14 protein-coding genes are annotated in these 17,284 nt (G+C 75.2%); 9 read left to right on the forward strand and 5 right to left on the reverse strand.

Going from position 1 to position 17,284, the window contains the following annotated elements; all coding sequences use genetic code 11:
* Nucleotides 1–66: 66 nt before the first annotated feature.
* Nucleotides 67–978, reverse strand: coding sequence for an alpha/beta fold hydrolase (locus tag ACFU9E_RS25155; protein ID WP_380681194.1), 912 nt, complete (start codon nt 976–978; stop codon nt 67–69).
* A gap of 132 nt (nt 979–1,110) precedes the next feature.
* Between ACFU9E_RS25155 and ACFU9E_RS25160 the strand changes: the two genes are divergently transcribed.
* The gene (locus ACFU9E_RS25160) at nt 1,111–1,545 is read left to right on the forward strand and encodes a MarR family winged helix-turn-helix transcriptional regulator (RefSeq protein ID WP_380681240.1); all 435 of its coding nucleotides are present in this window, start codon (nt 1,111–1,113) and stop codon (nt 1,543–1,545) included.
* 255 nt (nt 1,546–1,800) lie between these two features.
* Here the strand turns inward: ACFU9E_RS25160 and ACFU9E_RS25165 are convergent, their stop codons facing one another.
* Nucleotides 1,801–2,796: a hypothetical protein gene (locus ACFU9E_RS25165; RefSeq protein ID WP_380681197.1), complete on the reverse strand. Its 996-nt coding sequence runs from the start codon at nt 2,794–2,796 to the stop codon at nt 1,801–1,803.
* 262 nt (nt 2,797–3,058) lie between these two features.
* Here ACFU9E_RS25165 and ACFU9E_RS25170 point away from each other — a divergent pair, with 262 nt between their 5' ends.
* The 7 genes from ACFU9E_RS25170 to ACFU9E_RS25200 all read left to right on the forward strand — a co-directional run bounded on the left by ACFU9E_RS25170 (nt 3,059) and on the right by ACFU9E_RS25200 (nt 13,045).
* Nucleotides 3,059–4,645, forward strand: a complete 1,587-nt coding sequence (locus tag ACFU9E_RS25170; protein ID WP_380681200.1) for a DUF3604 domain-containing protein — start codon at nt 3,059–3,061, stop codon at nt 4,643–4,645.
* Between the two features lie 79 nt (nt 4,646–4,724).
* A complete protein-coding gene (locus ACFU9E_RS25175; protein WP_380681203.1) occupies nt 4,725–5,525 on the forward strand; it encodes a polysaccharide lyase in 801 nt (266 codons plus the stop codon).
* Nucleotides 5,526–5,582: 57 nt separating this feature from the next.
* Nucleotides 5,583–7,148, forward strand: a complete 1,566-nt coding sequence (locus tag ACFU9E_RS25180) for an ABC transporter substrate-binding protein (protein ID WP_380681206.1) — start codon at nt 5,583–5,585, stop codon at nt 7,146–7,148.
* Nucleotides 7,149–7,283: 135 nt separating this feature from the next.
* Entirely contained in the window at nt 7,284–8,243 is a 960-nt protein-coding gene (locus ACFU9E_RS25185) for an ABC transporter permease (protein WP_380681209.1), read from the forward strand.
* Nucleotides 8,240–9,094 (forward strand): ABC transporter permease, encoded by an 855-nt coding sequence (locus ACFU9E_RS25190; protein WP_380681212.1) that lies wholly within the window; start codon nt 8,240–8,242, stop codon nt 9,092–9,094. The genes ACFU9E_RS25185 and ACFU9E_RS25190 overlap by 4 nt, the downstream gene beginning before the upstream one ends.
* Before the next feature lie 101 nt (nt 9,095–9,195).
* Nucleotides 9,196–10,995, forward strand: a complete 1,800-nt coding sequence (locus tag ACFU9E_RS25195; protein ID WP_380681215.1) for a dipeptide ABC transporter ATP-binding protein — start codon at nt 9,196–9,198, stop codon at nt 10,993–10,995.
* 28 nt (nt 10,996–11,023) lie between these two features.
* Nucleotides 11,024–13,045: a hypothetical protein gene (locus ACFU9E_RS25200; RefSeq protein ID WP_380681218.1), complete on the forward strand. Its 2,022-nt coding sequence runs from the start codon at nt 11,024–11,026 to the stop codon at nt 13,043–13,045.
* Nucleotides 13,046–13,095: 50 nt separating this feature from the next.
* On the opposite strand, the gene ACFU9E_RS25205 is transcribed toward ACFU9E_RS25200, so the two are convergent.
* Both ACFU9E_RS25205 and ACFU9E_RS25210 read right to left on the reverse strand, forming a co-directional pair.
* Entirely contained in the window at nt 13,096–14,349 is a 1,254-nt protein-coding gene (locus ACFU9E_RS25205; RefSeq protein ID WP_380681221.1) for a GNAT family N-acetyltransferase, read from the reverse strand.
* 104 nt (nt 14,350–14,453) lie between these two features.
* Nucleotides 14,454–15,380, reverse strand: a complete 927-nt coding sequence (locus tag ACFU9E_RS25210; protein ID WP_380681224.1) for an AEC family transporter — start codon at nt 15,378–15,380, stop codon at nt 14,454–14,456.
* A gap of 146 nt (nt 15,381–15,526) precedes the next feature.
* On the opposite strand from ACFU9E_RS25210, the gene ACFU9E_RS25215 reads away from it, so the two are divergent.
* The gene (locus ACFU9E_RS25215) at nt 15,527–15,982 is read left to right on the forward strand and encodes an HD domain-containing protein (protein ID WP_380681227.1); all 456 of its coding nucleotides are present in this window, start codon (nt 15,527–15,529) and stop codon (nt 15,980–15,982) included.
* A 7-nt stretch (nt 15,983–15,989) separates the two neighbouring features.
* Here ACFU9E_RS25215 and ACFU9E_RS25220 read toward each other — a convergent pair whose 3' ends face one another.
* Entirely contained in the window at nt 15,990–17,282 is a 1,293-nt protein-coding gene (locus ACFU9E_RS25220) for a sulfatase (protein ID WP_380681230.1), read from the reverse strand.
* Between the last annotated feature and the right edge of the window lie 2 nt (nt 17,283–17,284).

A 17,284-nucleotide genomic window follows, 5' to 3' on the forward strand; every position in this document is an offset into this window, starting at 1 on the left:
GGATGTGGTCGTCGTGGCCCTCGTGGACGCCGCCGTGCCACGAGCTGTCGTAGCAGGGGTGGACGGTCAGGGGTGATCGGGGGCCAGGAAGGCGGTGAGGTGGCGGTTCAGCTCGTCGGGGTGGGCCGTCAGCAGCGTGTGGTGGGAGGCGCCGGGCACGACGGTGACGGTCGCGTCGGGCAGGGTCCGGCGGGTGTGGGCGGCCACCGTGTGGGCGTGGTGGGTGCGGCTGCGTTCGGCGAGCAGGACGAGGGTGGGGGCCGTCAGCGTGCGCAGTTCGGCCGCGCTCGGGCGGGGGCCGGTGACCGGGCGGGCGGCGGGGAAGTCCGCGAAGCCGAGGGCGTAGAGCTCGCGCCAGGCCGGGTCGAGCCCGGTGCCGCCGCTCTCCCAGTCGAGGTAGGAGCGGGCCTTGGCGGCGGTGCGCGGTGCCAGGAGGAGCGGCAGGACGCGCAGCAGGTAATGGGGCCGGAAGCCGGTGAAGCACTGGGTGGGGTCGAGCAGGGCGAGCCGCCGGACCCGGGCGGGGGCGTGCAGGGCGTACCGCAGGGCGATCCACCCGCCGTAGGAGTGGCCGACCAGGTCGGCGGCGGGCACGCCCAGCCCGTCGAGCACGGCGTCGAGCCAGCCGAGCAGCTCGGGGAGGCCGCGGAGGCGGGGGCGGTCGAGGGTGCTGCGGCCCGGGTCGCCGACGAGGTCGACGGCGAGCACCCGGTGGCCGGCCCCGGCGAGGGCGGTGGCGGTGGCGGACCAGCAGGTGGCGGTGGCGCCGCCGCCGTGCACCAGGACGAGCGGGTGGCCGTCGTGCGGGCCGCAGGCATTGACCCGGGTGGCGCCGTACGGGGTGGGGACGGTGAGCGTCTCGACCGGGAGCGGCCAGCGGGCGAGGGCTTCGTCGTAGGCGGCGAGGAACGTGGCGAGGCGGGTGCCGAGGGGAACGGCGGGGGAGGGGTCGGGGCGGGCGGCAGGGCGTACGGACATAGTCTTCCCCCAGGGTTCGAGGCACTCGGGGTTCGAGGTGCTCGCTCGGTGAGCATGTATCTCGCTCAGCGAGAGAATACGTCCAGGGGACCCCGGAGGGAAGGAGAAGAGGTGGAGCCGGAGCGGACACCGATGCAGCTGGTCCATCTGCTGCGCGGGCTGACCGTCGAACTCGACCTGTTCGGAGCCGAGTTCGCCGCTCGGAACGGCCTGCACCCGACCGATCTGCGGGCGCTGGTCCACCTGCTGGACGCCGCGCGGGCCGGGACGGTGGTCACGCCGGGGCGGCTCGGCGAGGCGCTGGGGCTGAACTCGGCCGGGACGACCGGGCTGGTCGACCGGCTGGAGCGGCTCGGGCTGATCCGGCGCGAGCGCGATCCGGGGGACCGTCGCAAGGTGCGGCTGCTGGTGGAGGAGCGCGCGGTCGAGCTCGGCCAGGGTTTCTTCGGCGGACTGATCGCCGATCTGGTCGCCGCGATGGGGGCGTTCGGGGACGCGGAACTCGCGGTGGCGCGGCGGTTCCTGACGGCGATGACCGAGGTGGTGGCCGCGGCCCGGGCGGAGTGAGCGGGGCGCGGACGGTGTCGCCGCCGCGGTCGGACGGTCCCGTGGCGTCGGCCCCGGCGGCGCGGTCCGCGGCGCCGGGGCCCGGTCGGTGACCGGCCGCTTCACCCGTCCGCCGGAGATCGCGGGCCTCGTGGTCTTCCTGGCCGGTCCCGGCGCGGCGAGCATCACGGACGCCGACTTCGTCGTCGACGGGGGCCTCGTCGGCAGCCCGCGACCCGCGAGGTCCTGGGGCTTGAAGGCGGACCCTGGAGCACCCTAGGGGCGCAGGCCGGCGAACTCGTCGAGGACGGCGACCCGCAGCTCGTGGGCGCCGTCCGGGCGGGTCCACTCGTAGTACAGGTACCAGCGGCCCCGGGCGGCCACCACGTCGGCGTAGCGGACGTCCAGCCACGGGCCGTCGGGCGTCAGGCGCTGCCAGTGGCGCAGATCGGCGGAGGCGGCGAGCCCGCACCGCTCCTCGTAGTTGCCGTCCGCGTCGGCCGAGCCGTCGTAGAGCGCGAGCCAGCCGCCGGAGCCGTCGGGCAGCACGGCGGTGATCCGTGACTCGTAGGCGTCCCAGGCGCCGGCCGGGCCGACGTCGAGGACCTCGGCGGCCCGGCCGGGCGGGGCGGTGAACCGCAGGCCGTCGGGGGAGCCGGCGAGTGCGGTGGGCTGGACGGTCAGGCCGGTGGTGTGGATGTCGGCGGTGGCGTGGGCGCGGGCGCGTTCCCCGGCGGTGAAGTCGCGGGACCGCGAGACGGTCGCGAACAGCCGGACGCCGCCGTCGTGTTCGAGCAGGTACGGGTCCTTGACGCCCTCGGTGCCGGTGCCGGCGGCGGTGAGGACCGGGGTGCGGGTGGCGAGGTCGAAGGACTCGGGGGTGTCGGCGCGCAGCGCGTCGATCCGCCAGCGCCGGTCGACGGGGTCGACGTAGCTGAGGTGGAGCAGGTAGTCGTCGTCGCGCCGGAGCAGGGCGAAGCGCTCCATGGAGGGCGAGCCGAGCTCGGCGCGCTCCACGGACCAGAGGTCGCGGAACTCCACGCCGTCCCGGCTCTCGGCCACGGCGCAGCGCCAGCCCCGGTCCTGGTCGGCGGCCGAAGTCTCGGTGCCGCGCGGGCGGCGCTCGCGGTAGGTGAGCAGGAAGCGGTCGCGGTCGGGCTCGTAGCGCACGCTCGGGCAGCCCGCCCAGTAGCCGGGCTCGGGGTGTTCGGGCGCGCGGACCAGTGCGGAGCCGGAGAGGTCGGGTGCGGTGGGCAGGGTGGTGATCGGCATCGTCGGGGTGTCGTCCTCACGGGGCGGTGGCGGGATGTCCGCCACTTTCTATCAGATCGATAGAAAGTGGCGGAGCCTCTTCCGGGCGATGGAGATGGGCCGGCCTGCATCGCAAGCGGCCTGTCACGTGGGATGGCTCTGTGAATCACATGTTTCCCCCTGTGGCGATCGGACGACGCCGCTCGGCCCGGCCTTGACCCTCCCTCGAAGATCGGGAAAGACTTCTTCTCAGAGTCGATCAAACAGAGGAAGCCCCGAACCGATGACAGCCCCCACCACCGACGCACCCGGCTACGGCGGTCTCGGCCTCTACGTCGGCGACCTCCACAACCACTGCGGGATCAGCTACGGCCACGGTTCCATCGAGGACGCCTACGCCAACGCCCGCCTCCAGCTCGACTTCGCCAGCGTCACCGGCCACGGCTGGTGGCCCGATCTGCCCGAGCGCACTCCCGAGCTGGCCGGCCTGGTCGACTACCACACCGAGGGCTTCGCCCGCCTCGCCGACCGCTGGGAGCACGTCCAGGAGGTCACCGCCGCCGCCCACCAGGACGGGCGCTTCGTCACCTTCCAGTCCTTCGAGTGGCACAGCCTCGCGTACGGCGACCACTGCGTGTACTTCGACGGCCCGCGCGGCGAGATCATCCGCGCCGCCGACCTGGACGGGCTGCGCGCCCGGCTGCGAACGCTCGCCGCCGAGGGCGTGCGGACCTGGGCGCTCCCGCACCACATCGGCTACGGCACCGGACGGCGCGGCATCAACTGGGACGCGTACACCGAGGAGTTCGCCCCGGTGGTCGAGGTGATGTCGATGCACGGCTGCGCCGAGTCCGACGAGGCGCCGCGAAACTACCTGCACACCATGGGGCCGCGCGACACCACCGGCACCGCCGTGCACGGGCTGCGGCTCGGCCACCGGTTCGGGCTGATCGGCTCCACCGACCACCACAGCGCCTTCCCCGGCAGTCACGGTCACGGCCGACTCGCCGTCTGGGCGCCCGAGTTGACCCGGACGGCGGTCTGGGACGCCGTCCAGGCGCGCCGCACCTACGCGATCACCGGTGACCGCATCCTGCTCGCCACCTCGGTCAACGGCGTGCCGATGGGCGGCGAGGCGCCGTCCGCCGACCGCCGCCGGATCCAGGTCACCGTGCGCGGCCGGGACGCCCTCGACCACGTCGAGGTGGTCCGCAACGGCGTGCCGATCCACCGTCTCTCCCGGCCCGAGATCCTCGCGGCCGCGGGCGGGGGGAAGGGCTTCGACGGCACGCTCGGCTTCGCCGTCGGCTGGGGCCGGCGCGAGGCGGCCGTGGACTGGGACGTCGTCCTGCGCGTCGAGGGCGGTGAACTGCTCGACGTCCAGCCCCGGTTGCGCGGCTCGGAGACGGTGGCCCCGGCGGAGGCGGAGCCCGCGAGCTACCGGCCGCACGACTGGTGGCGCACCGGGCCGGGCGAGGTGCGGCTGCGGACCGTCACCGAGGGCAACCCGAACACCGCGACCGACGCCACCCAGGGCTTCTCGCTGGCCGTCTCCGGCGACGACCGGACCAGGCTGACGGCGCTCGTCAACGGCGTCGAGACCTCCTACAGCGTCGGCGAGTTGCGGGAAGGGCCGCGGACCGGCTTCATCGGCGGCTTCGTCTCGGGCGCCTACCGCTTCGACCGGGCGGTGCCCGGCCGCGAGCTCGCCGCCGATCTCGATCTGGTCGACGAACGGCCGGGCGGGGACGGCGACTTCTACCACGTACGGGTCCGGCAGCTGAACGACCAGTGGGCCTGGTCCAGCCCGGTCTGGGTGGGCCGCGCGGGGGCCGGCGGACCGGTGGCCTCCTGTCGACGGGCCGGCTGACGCCTGCCCACCGTCGTCGGCCGGCCGCCCCGGTCACCGCCCGCCGTTCCACCGACCCGTACCGATCGAGGAGTACCCCATGTCCGCCCTCACCTCCGCGCGCCGCGCGGCCGGCACCGTGCTGGCCGCCGCCCTGCTGACCGGCACCCTCGCCGCCCCGGCGGCCGTCGCGAACGGCACCGCCGCCGCCACGACGGCCGCCACCACGGCCGGCACCGTGTTCGCCGACGACTTCGAGTCCGGCACCGTCTCCCACTGGACCCGCCAGCGCATCGACGGCAACGGCACCATCACCGTCACCGGCGCGCCCGCCGGCGGCTCCGGCCTCGCCGCCCGCTTCAGCGTCCCCAACGACGGTGTGTCCTACCGCTCCGAGGTGGCCGTGAACGCCCTCGGCTGGGGCAGCTACCGCTTCGCCCTCGCCGACTACCTGCCCGCCGACTGGGTGCAGACCTCCACCGAGACGATCGTCGCCCAGTGGCACGGCTACCCGCTCGCCGACGGCAGCGACACCAAGCCGCCGATCGCCCTCACCGTCAAGGACGGCAGCTGGCGCCTCAAGGTGCACTGGCTCACCGACCCGGCCACCGTCGCCGAGGCGGTGATCCCGCTCGGCACCGTCCAGTTCGGGCACTGGAACCAGTGGGCGTTCGACGTGACCTGGTCCACCGACAGCACGCCCGGCTCGATCACGGTGTACCGCGACGGCGTGCAGGTCGGCGCGCACAGCGGGCTCAACAACTACCACCAGAACCAGGCCCCGTACTTCAAGACCGGGATCTACCGGGCCAACTGGAACCCGGCCAAGGGCATTCCGTACCCGACCGGCGGGCCCGACGTGGTGCTCTACAGCGACAGCGTGGTCGTCACCCAGTACTGAGCCGGCCGCCCGGCCCGCCTCCCGCAGAACCCCCAACCACCAAGAGGTAGCAGCACCATGAGCGAAGCGGCCCGTCACCACGGCCTGCCCCGAAGAGGCTTCCTCGGCCTGAGCGCCGGAGCGGCCCTGCTGGCGGCGGGCTGCCGCTCGGCCACCGACCCGGACGCGGGCGCCGCCCCCGGCGCCAGTGCCGCGGCGTCCGCGCCCGACCTGCAGATCGTCTACGGCAGCGCGCCGGACCCCACCCAGCTGCTCCACCGCGGCCCGGACACCCCGGCGTTCGTCAACCTCGTCCTGGACCGGCTGGTCGACCTCGACCCGGCGACCCTCCAGCCGGTGCCCTGGCTGGCCACCTCCTGGGAGTGGAGCGCCGACCGGCTGAAGCTGGTGCTCAAGCTGCGCGAGGACGTCACCTTCCACGACGGGCGGGCGCTGGAGGCCGACGACGTCGTCTTCTCGCTGGTCGGCGCCACCAAGACCTCCCAGGTCAAGCCGCTGCTGGAACGCCTCGCCGACGTCAGGGCGAGCGGGCGGAACGAGGTCACCCTCACCCTCGCCAAGCCCACCAGCAACCTGTTCGACGCGCTCGCCTTCAACCCGGTGGTGGACGCGCGCACCTACGTCGAGGGCCGGGCGAGCGACACCGTCAACGGCACCGGACCCTTCACCTGGCAGTCGTTCAAGGGCGGCAACCAGCTCGACCTCGTCCGCAACGAGCGCTACTGGCAGAGCGGGCGCCCGCGCTTCGAGCGGATCACCGTCCGATCGGTGACGAGCAGTCAGGCCGCGCTGTCCGCCCTGCAGTCCGGGCAGGGGCACCTGATCGGGGCGGTCCCCGGGCGCGACCTCAAGGTGCTGGCGGGCAACCCCGGCTTCACCGTGCAGTCCGCCAAGGCCTCCTACCAGCAGGCCTTCCTCGGCGTGGTCGTCACCTCCAAGCCCTTCGACGACCTCCGGGTCCGCCAGGCGCTGCAGCACGCGGTGGACCGCGAGCGGATCGTCGACCAGGTCTACGGCGGCCACGCCGAGGCGAGCAGCCTGCCCTGGCCGTCCACCACCCCCGGTGTCACCCCGGACCAGGTCACCCGCTACAAGCACGACCCGGAGAAGGCGCGCGGGCTGCTGCGCGAGGCCGGCGCGGAGGGCGTCAGGGTGCCGCTCACCGCCGCCAACTCGCCGGTGTTCAGCTCGCTGGTCGAACTGGTCAAGTACGACCTGGAGCAGGCCGGCTTCGGCGTCGACGTGCAGCTGCTGGACAACGCGGCCCTCCAGCCGAAGATCCAGCAGGGCACCCTGGAGGGCCTGTTCGTGGCCAACCACGGCATGGTCAGCGTCTCCCCGCTCAGCGGCATCACCGTCTCCGGGCCGCTGCAGGTCGGCCGGAACACCTCGCACGTCACCGACCCGGCCTACGCCGACCTCCAGGCCCGCGCCTTCGCCGCCGCCGACGAGCGGGCCCGGGCCGACGTCAACCACGAGCTGTCCGAGTACCTGCTCGCGCAGTCCTTCCACATCACCCTCGCGCACGCCTGGGAGACCTACGCCTTCGCCTCCTCGGTGCGGGACGTGTCCACCAGCGCGCTGGGCTACCTGAAGCTGACCGACACCCGCCGGGACGCCTAGGCCTTTCCCCGGCACCGACCGCCGACCGCGACCGCGACCGCCGACAGTCGACCGCCGACCGCCGTCCCCGGACGACCCCCACCGCCCGGGGACGGTGACCCCCGCACGCCGCCCCGCCCACCCCCGGAGAACCCCGTGCCGTACTGGACCAGAAAGGCCGCCGGAGCCCTGGCCACCCTCTGGCTCGCCTCGGTGGCCGTCTTCCTGCTGCTCCGCCTGGCCCCCGGCGACCCGGTCTCCGCCGCGCTCGGCGCCGAGGCCGACCAGGAGCAGCGCGACCACCTCGGCCGCCAGCTCGGCGTGGACCGGCCGCTGCCCGTCCAGTACGCCACCTGGCTCGGCGGGCTGCTCCGCGGCGACCCCGGACTCTCCTTCCACTACCGCGAACCGGTCACCCGGATGATCGGCCAGAGCCTCGGATCCACCGTCCAACTCGCCATCGCCGCGGGCCTGCTGATGCTCGTCCTCGGCCTGCTGCTGGGCGCCGCGCTGGCCGCCGAGCGGCGCGGCCGGCTGGCCCGGGCGCTCGACCCGCTCACCACCGCCGTGCTCGCCCTGCCGGTGTACGTCACGGCGGTGCTGTTCGTCTTCGTCTTCGCCGTGCTGCTGCGCGTCCTGCCGGCCGGCGGCGAGCGGGACCTCCTCACCGCGCCGGACCTGTCCGTGCAGTACCTGGCGCTGCCCGCCGTCGCCCTGGCCCTGCCCGGCTCGGTGGTGCTCGCCCGGCTGCTCGCCACCGAGCTGCGGCGCACCCGGCAGGAGGAGTTCGTGCTCACCGCGATCGCCAAGGGCGCCCCGCCCCGGCGGATCCTGCTGCGGCACGTGCTCCCCAACAGCCTCGCGCCGTTCTGCGTCGAGTTCGGGCTCAACCTGGGGGAGCTGCTCGGCGGCGCCGTCGTCGCCGAGCAGCTGTTCGCGCGGCACGGCCTCGGACAGCTGCTGCTCGACGCGATCAACCAGCGGGACTACCCGGTCGCGCAGACCCTGATCATGCTCGCGGTCGCGGTGGCCGTCACCGTGCAGCTCGGCTCCGAGTTGCTGGTCGGCCGACTGGACCCGCGGATCGCCCGCGCCGGCGCCGGGGAGGCCCGATGAGCACCACGTCCGTTCTCGCCGCGATCGGTCGCCGCGCGCTGCCCTCCGCCGTGCCCGCCGTGCTGCGCGACCGGCGCGGGCGGACCGGCGCGGTGCTGGTCGCCCTGGTGGTGCTGCTCGGGCTGCTCGGCCCGCTGCTGCTCCCCGCCGACCCCTACCAGCAGGGCCGCGAGGCGCTGGCCGGACCGTCCTGGTCCCACCCGCTCGGCACCGACGAGGTCGGCCGCGACCTGCTGGCCCGCGCGCTGTACGGGGTCCGGATCGAGCTGCTGGTCTGTCTGCTGGCCGTCCCCGTCGCCGCCGTGCTCGGCACCCTGCTCGGGCTGCTCGGCGGCCTGAACCGGCTGCTCGGCGAGGTCGTCCAGCGCCTGTTCGACCTGCTGCTCGGCTTCCACGGGCTGCTGCTGGGGCTGGCGATCGCGCTGATCGTGCGTCCCGGCCTCGGCAGCGTCGTGGTGACCGTCGTGCTGAGCGCGCTGCCCGTCTTCGGCCGGCAGGCCCGGGCCGCCCTGCTCGCCCAGCTCGCCCGCGACCACGTGGTGGCCGCCCGGGTGCTCGGCGTGCCGAGGGCGCGCACGCTGCGCCGGTACGTGCTGCCCAACGTCACCGACGCCGCCACCGCGCTGCTGGCCGTGGCGATGGCGCACGCCGCCAAGATCGAGGGCGGCCTGAGCGTGCTCGGCTTCGGCATCCAGCCGCCCACCCCCTCGCTCGGCACGATGATCAACACCGGTAGCAAGTACCTCTTCCTGCACCCGGGTTACGCCCTCGCGCCGGTGCTGCTGCTGGGCCTGCTGGTCTTCGGACTGACCCTGCTCGCCGACTCGTTCAACCGGGAGAAGCTGCGGTGACCGCGCCGACGACGAACACCCCGACGGCCCCTGCGGCCGCGACGACTCCGACGCCTCCGACGCCTCCGACGCCTCCGACGACCGCATCGCCGCTACTGGAGGTGGCCGGGCTGCGCGTCGAGGCCGGACCTCACCAGGTGGTCCACGGCGTCGACTTCACCATCCGCCCGGGCGAGATCCTCGGCCTGGTCGGCGAGTCCGGATCCGGCAAGACGCTCACCGCGCTCGCCGTCAACCGGATGCTGCCGCCCGGCTGCCGGACCACCGCCGGCACCGTCCGCCTGGACGGCACCGACCTGCTCACCCTCCCCGGACCCGCCGTCCGCGCCGTCCGGGGCCGGCGGATCGGCATGGTCTTCCAGGACCCGCTCGCCTACCTCAACCCCCGGATGCCGATCGGCCGCCAGCTCGCCGAGGCCGCCCTGGTGCACGGCGCGAGCCGGACCGACGCCCGCGCCCGTGCGCTCGAACTCCTCGACCTGGTCGGCATCCCCGAGCCGGCCCGCCGCTACCGCGACCGCCCGCACGAGTTCTCCGGCGGCATGCGCCAGCGCGTGCTGATCGCCATGGCGATGGTCAACCGGCCCGACCTGCTGATCGCCGACGAACCCACCACCGCCCTCGACCCGACCACCCAGGCGGGCATCCTCGACCTGCTGGTCCGGCTCCGCGACGAGACCGGTACCGCCGTCCTGCTGATCACCCACGACCTCGGCGTGGTCGCCCGAAGCTGCGACACCGTCCAGGTCATGTACGCCGGGCGGATCGCCGAACGTGCCCCGGTCGAGCGGCTGTTGGCGGAGCCGCGACACCGCTACACGGCCGGACTGCTGGCCGCCGTGCCCCGGCTGGACGGCCCGCGCGGGCTGCCGCTCGCCGTGATCGGCGGCCGCCCGCCCGCCGCCGGGGAGCCGCTGCCGGGCTGCGCGTTCGCGCCGCGCTGCGCCGCCGCGGTGGAGCGGTGCGGGCAGGAGGCGCCCGGATGGGCGGCGGAGTCGGGGACGGGCGGGGAGCGCGGGTACGCCTGCCACGTGCCGGTGGCGCCGGGGGAGGCGGCCCCGGCCGCCCCCGAGGCGCCCGAGGCGCCCGAGGCGCTCGCGGAGCCCGCTGTGTCCACGAAGGCCGTGCCCGCCGCCGAACCGGAGCCCGCCGCCGAACCGGTGCTGGTCGCCGAGAACCTCACCGTCCGCTACGGACGCCGCCGCCGAGGCGCGCCCGCGCTCGACGGCGTCGGCCTGACCGCCGCGGCGGGCCGGGCCGTCGGGGTGATCGGCGAGTCCGGCTCCGGCAAGTCGACACTGGCCCGCGCCCTGCTCGGGCTGCTGCGCCCGAGCTCCGGCACCGTCCGGGTCGGCGGCCGGTCCTGGGAGGGGGCCACCGCGGCGGAGGAACGCGCGCTGCGCCGCCGGGTCCAGTTCGTCTTCCAGGACCCGTACGCCTCGCTCAGCCCGCGGATGACCGTGCGCGAGGCGCTCGCCGAGCCGCTGCTCGCCCACGGGCTGCCACTCGGGCGCATCGAGGAACTGGTCGAACTCGTGGGCCTGCCCGCCGAGTTGCTGGACGCGCTGCCGCACCGGCTGTCCGGCGGCCAGCGTCAGCGGGTGGCCGTCGCCCGGGCGCTCGCCGTCGGGCCGGAGGTGCTGGTGGCCGACGAGCCCACCTCCGCGCTGGACGTCTCGGTGCAGGCGCAGATCCTCAACCTGCTGCTCGACCTGCGCCACCGCACCGGCGTCGGCCTGGTGTTCATCTCGCACGACCTCGCGCTGGTCCGCCACCTCTGCGACGAGGTGCTGGTGATGCGGCACGGCAGGGTGGTCGAACAGGCCCCCACCGAGCGGCTGTTCACCGCCCCCGAGCATCCGTACACCCGCGGGCTGCTCGCCGCCGCCGGGCGGCACTGAACCCGATCCGACTCCTCCGAGGAACCCCATGACGCCGTCCGCTCGACCGTCCCGCCGCCAGCTCCTGCGCGGCGCGGCCTCCGTGACCGCCCTGACGGCGGCCGGCGCGCTCGGCGCCGGGCCCGCCCAGGCCGCGCCGCGCCGCCCGTCCGGCACCCCCGAGGTGACCGGACTCGGCCCGGGCAACGCCGACTTCCCGCTGATGAGCGCCACCCTGATCGGTGAGACGCTCTGGATCGGCTCGCGCAACCTGGCCCCGGCCAAGGTGGTCGGTTACCACGTGCCGACCGGCCGCGTCACCGGCACCGCCGTCCTGCCGACCGGCAACTTCGTGCAGGGCTCGGCCGCTCACGCCGGCGTGCTGTACCTCGGGGTCACGGACGCGCCGAAGGCCGCCAACCTCTACCGCTTCGACCCGGCCGACGGCAGCGTGCGCGGCCTCGCCACCGTGCCCGGCGCGGACGTGCGGGACGTCGCGGTCGCCCCCGACGGCGTGCTGTTCGCCACCGGCCGGCAGAAGGGCCGGGCGGCCGGCCCCGGGCTGTACGCCTACGACCCCGCGACCGGTGTGCTTTCCGAGGTCGCCTCGCCCGCGCCGGGCGCCACCCAGGGCCGGGCCGTCGAGGCCACCGCGACCCACGCCTACCTGGGCGTCGGCAGCAACCTCGCGGGCGGCGGCGGGGCCACCCTGGCCTCGCTGTTCGCGGTCGAGCGGGCCACCGGCCGGGTCGCCGACATCACCCCGCCCGAGCTCGCGGCCGACACCATCGTGCGCCAGATCACCGCCCTCGGCGACGACCTGCTCGCCGTCTCGACCGAGGGCAGGCCCGCCCACGTCGCCCTGCTGGACCCGGCCACCCATGCCGTGCTGCGCTCCTTCCCGGTGCCGGGCACCAAGAGCGTCACCAACTTCCAACGCCTCGGCGACACCGTCTGGTTCACCTCCACCGAGCACGGCACCGTCTGGCGCTACCGGCTCGGCGCGGACGCTCCGGAGGCCTTCGCGGTGCCCGTGCCCGACGGCAACTCCTGGGGCCTGGGCCGGATCGGTGACACCCTGGCCGGTGTCACCGAGGGCGGCACCGCCTGGACCCTCTCCACCAGCACCGGCGCCGTGACCACCACCGACCTGGTGGCCGCCGGTGCGCCCGCCGAGGCGCAGCTCGGCATGTCGGTGGCCGCCCGGTACGGCCGGGTGTACGTCGGCGGCAACGGCTCGGTCGCGCTGCACGACCTGAACGCCGGGACGGTGCGGAAGCTCCCCGTCCCCGGCGAGGCCAAGGACACCGTGGTCCTCGACGACGGCACCCTCTACCTGGGCGTCTACTCCTCGCAGGGGATCTGGCGGTACCGGCCGTGGGCCGACGAGGTGCCGGTCCAGGAGGCGAGGCTGCCGCAGGAGCAGAACCGCCCGCAGACCGTGCGCTGGGACGACGAGCACCGCCTGCTGCTGCTCGGCGTGCAGGCCGACACCACCGGCGGCGGCTCGTTCGTCACCTACCGCCCCGGCAGCGGGCAGCCGACCGTGCACGTCGACCCGCTCGGCCCGGAGCAGCTGGTGCGCGCCGTGGCAGCCGGGCACGGACAGGCGTTCCTCGGCGGCGACAACGCCAAGACCGCCGGCCCGCGCGGCGACCTGGCCGCCTGGGACCCGGTGGCCGGGCGCGAACTGTGGCGGACCACCACCGACTTCGGCTCGGGCATCAGCAGCCTGGAGGTGCACGGGCACCGGCTGTTCGGCATCACGGTGAACGGGCAGGCCTTCGCCGCGGACCTGCGGACCGCCCGGCCGGGCCGCGCCCCGGTGATCGACGTCCGCTCCGACCTGCGGGCGATCACCTCGGCCAACCCGCGGCTGCTGGTGGCCCGCGGCCGGCTGTACGGGATCAGCGAGAAGACGCTCTTCCGCCTGGACCCCGTGACGCTGGCCGCCACCGTGCTCGTCCAGGTGGACGCCGAGTGGTACAGCGGAGCCCGGGTCGCGGCCGACGATGCCGGCGTGCTGTACACGCTGCGCGGCCGCGAGCTGATCGCCGTCCGGGACCGGTGAATCGCACGGTGCCCGCCCCCGGTCGGAGCCCGGGGCGGGCGCCGTCGCGCTCAGTAGGCCGGGAAGGCCTTCCCGGCCGGGCAGAACGGCTCGCGCGCTCCCCGGAACGCCGTGCTGCAGGCGTCCAGCGCCCCCGGGCGCAACTCCGTCACCCGGCCGGCGGCGGCGAGCGAGACCAGTGTGGTGCCGCCGAGGTAGGCCGCGCCGAGCTCGGCCGCGGACAGCCGCAGGTCGGCCGGAGCGGTGGTGGGCTCGCACGAGACCGTGTCGCCGTCGGCCACCAGCCGGTGGTGCCCGGCGTTCCACGGGCAGAAGTCGTCCCGGACGTCGAGCACGACGTCCAGCGGCGTGGCGTACCGGCGGGCGGCGAGCGCGCGGCCGACGTCCACCAGCCGGACCCAGAGCCGGTCCACGGTACTGACCCGGGCGACGCGCGGGTCGGTGAGCAGGTGCACCAGCGGTTCGTCGGGCGCGCCCTCGTACTCCAGCCGGAAGAAGAGGTCGATCCCGATGAGGTGGTCCCAGAGCGCCGCGTACGCCGGGACCGTCGCGGCGGTCACCTCGACGACCCGGACGGCGCTGTTCTCGCCGTCGTCCTTGAGCCGGTACAGCGCATAACCGTCGGGGGTGCCGTCGGCCGCGCGGTGGACGGCGTGACGCAGGGCGGTGGCGCCGCCGCGCGAGCCCGCGTCGTCCCGGAGCCGGGCGTCCCAGAACGGCTCGGTGCGGTCCGGCCAGCCGGCCCGCTCGCGGCGCACCCGGTCGTAGACGGCGGCGACCAGCGGCCGGGCCCGCCCGGCGTCCAGGAGCCGGACGGTTCCCGTGCCGAGGTCGGTGCCGGGGCGCAGCCGCAGGAGGCGCTTGTCGGCGTGGAACAGCGCGCCCCGGGTGGCCGGGCCGTAGCCGAAGCGGCCGTAGATGCCGGCCTCCGAGGCGCGCAGGGCGGCGATCGGCTCGGTGCCGCGTGCGCGCAGGTCGTCGAGCTGGCGGCGCATCAGGGCGGTGAGGACACCCCGGCGGCGGTGGGTGGGGGAGACGCCGACCCAGGTGACGCCGGCGACGGGAAGTTCGGCGCCGGGCACGGTGAGCCGGCGGATGTGCGCGGCGGCTCCGCCGACCGGTTCGCCGTCCTCGTCGAACGCGGCGAGGGAGCGGTCGAGGTCGAGGACGGCGCGCTCGGCGGCGAGTTCCGCCCCGTCCGTGTCCTCCCCGTAGGTGTTGGTGAGGACCCGGGCCCAGCCGTCGAACTCGTGGGCCTCCAGCGGGCGGATGATCGGGCGGAAGGTCGGGCGCGCGTCGGTCATCCGCCCTTTCTAGTCCGGCGGAGGTTCGGGCGCGACCGGTTTTCCCGGGCCGGTGCGCCCGGACCGGTCCCGTCCGTTCGGCCCGCCCTCTCCGGCCGGTTGTCTCAGCCCGGGCCGAGGGCCCAGGCGACCAGGGACAGGGTGGCCATCGAGACCAGCGTCGAGGCGAGCACCGAGTCCCGGGCGAAGGCGGCTCCGTGGCCGTACTCGCGTGCGTAGGTGAACGCGTTCTGAGCGGTCGGCAGGGCGGAGAACAGCACCACGGTGAGCAGCTGGTGCGCCGGCAGGCCGAGCACCAGCGCGCCGACCGCCCAGGCCGTCAGCGGCTGGACGACGGTCTTGAGCGCGACCGCCGTCCCGACCTCCAGGTAGCGGGAGGCGCCGGTGACGGCGGGCGGGTGGCAGAGCGAGAGGCCGAGCGCCACCAGGGCGGTCGGCACGGCCGCGCCGCCGAGCAGTTCGCAGGAACGGCTCAGCTCGGCGGGCGGGTGCCACCCGGTCGCCGACACCGCGGCGCCGAGCCCCACGGCCAGCAGGATCGGGTTGCGCAGCGGCAGCGTGAGCGCGGCCCGCAGTCCGGCGCGCCGCGAGTCGAGGACGGTCAGCACCACCGGGGTGACCACCAGGATCTGGAACAGCACCACCGGGCCCACGAAGGAGGCGTCGCCGAGCACCTGCACCGCCACCGGGATGCCCAGGTTGGCCGAGTTGACGTAGCCGGCGGCCATCGCGCCGAGCGCCCGCTCCGGCACTCCGCGCCCGAACAGCCGCTGCGAGGCGAGCAGCCCGAGCCCGCCCGCGACCACCGTGCCCGCGACGAACGCCGCCATCGACGGATTGGCGAACCGGTCCAGCGGCGTGCGGGCGATCATCAGGAACAGTGCCGCTGGCATGGCCGCATGGAAGACGAAACGATTCAGCACCTGCTCCGCGTGCTCGCCGAGCAGGCGGCTGCGGCCGAGCAGGTAGCCGACGCCGGTCAGCGCCCAGATCGGGGCGAAACCGGACAGCAGCGGGTGCAGGCTGGGCATGACTCCCTCGGTGCGGTCGCGGGCGGGGCCCGGCGGGGCCCGGCGGGGCCTGGTGGGCGGGACGCCGGAAGTCAATCAGCCGGGCGCACGGCCGCCACGGGCGGGCCCCCGCGCGGCCCGGCGGGCCCTGCGCCTACCATGGCGGCGTGGAGTACCTGAGCCTGGCCGAGGTCGAGCGGATCGCCCGGAACGCGCACGCGGGGCAGACCGACAAGAACGGCCGTCCCTACACCGAGCACCTGGCGGCGGTCGCCCACGGCGTCGCCGAGCGCGGCGGCAGCGAGGAGCAGATCGCGGCCGGCTGGCTGCACGACGCCGTCGAGGACGACGCGCTGACGCGTGAGTGGCTGGCCGGTGCCGCCCTCGGCGACACCACCAAGGCGATCGTGGACGCGCTCACCAAACGGCCCGGCGAGCCGCTGGAGGAGTACACCGCGCGCATCCTGGCCACCCCCGGCGCCCTCGTCGTCAAGCAGGCCGACCTCGCGCACAACTCCGCGCCGGACCGGCTGGCGAGCCTGGACCCGGCCACCGCCGAACGCCTCGCCGCCAAGTACCGCCGTACCCGCGAACTGCTCGGCCTGGACCCCGAATCCGACTGACGGGTCGTCAACTCTCCTCGGTGACCGGCACGAAGCGTGCGAACGGGTCGCCGGTTCGGGCACAGTGCCCGGCGAGCAGCGCGCGGAAGCGGTCCAGCAGCGCCGAATGCCGGGCGTCCACCGCCAGGTTGACCATCTCGCCCCGATCCTCGGTGAGGTCGAACAGCTGCTCCCGGTGGTCCCCCCAGGCGTAGCAGACGTACTTGTGCCGCTCGTCCCGGATCATCCGGCCGAGCGCGTTGTTGAACCCGGGCAGCTCCCAGCGGGTCTCCACCACCACGCTCTCCCGGGGCTCCGGCGCCCGCACGCTGCGCCCGGGCAGGCCGGGCGGCACGGGGATCCCGGCGAGGTCGCAGAGGGTGGGCAGCAGGTCCGGTCCGGTGGAGACCAGCCGGTCGCTGACCTCGCCGGGCGTGCCGCCGGGCCCGCTGACCAGGAATGGCACCCGCACCGACTCCTCGAACAACGCCCACTTCTGGTTCCACCCGTGCGCGCCGGTGCCGTCGCCGTGGTCGGAGGTGAACACCACGACGGTCTGCCGGCCGGTCGTCCGCTCGTGTTCGCGCAGGGCGGCCAGCACCGCGCCGAGGTTCGCGTCCACCCGCTCGACCAGCGCGTAGTACGCCTGCCGGTAGCGCCGCCAGTCGTCCTCGCGCCACTCGGCGGTGGGGTGGGTGTGCGCCCAGGCGCGCTGGGCGAGCCGGGGGAGCCGTGCCTCGTACGGTGCGGGCGGGAAGTTGGCGGGCAGCGGCGGGCACTGCGCGACGGGCGGCGGGGCGGGCAGCGGGCCGGTCTTCGGCTGCTGGCCGCGCGCCCATTCGCAGATGCCGTGCGGCTCCAGGAACGAGAGCACCAGCAGGAACGGGCGGGGGTGCGGCGTGCGGAGGAAGGCGGCCGCGGCGCGGGCGAGTGCGGCGTCGTCACCGGCCGGGTGGAGGCGGCGGAAGCCGCGGCCCTCGGGCAGGTCGAGTTCGGGCAGGTGCCACTTGCCGCCGTAGGCGCAGTCGTAGCCGGCCTCGGCGAACACCCGGCCCAGCAGCGGCTCCGGCGCGGTGCCGTCGGGCGCGGCGGCCTCGTTGCCGGTGACGCCGAGCGCGCTGGGCAGCTGTCCGGTGAGCAGGCTGGCCCGGGAGGGCGCGCACAGCGGCTGGGCGCAGTACGCCTGCCGGTAGAGGGTGCCGGCGGCGGCCAGCGCGTCCATGTGCGGGGTGCTCAGGTGCGGGTTCCCGGCGGCGCCCATCGCGTCGGCGGTCTGCTGGTCCGTCAGGACGACCAGCACGTCGGGCAGGTGGCTCGACACGG

Origin of the sequence: Kitasatospora sp. NPDC057595 (assembly GCF_042800875.1) — a bacterium.
GTDB lineage: Bacteria > Actinomycetota > Actinomycetes > Streptomycetales > Streptomycetaceae > Kitasatospora.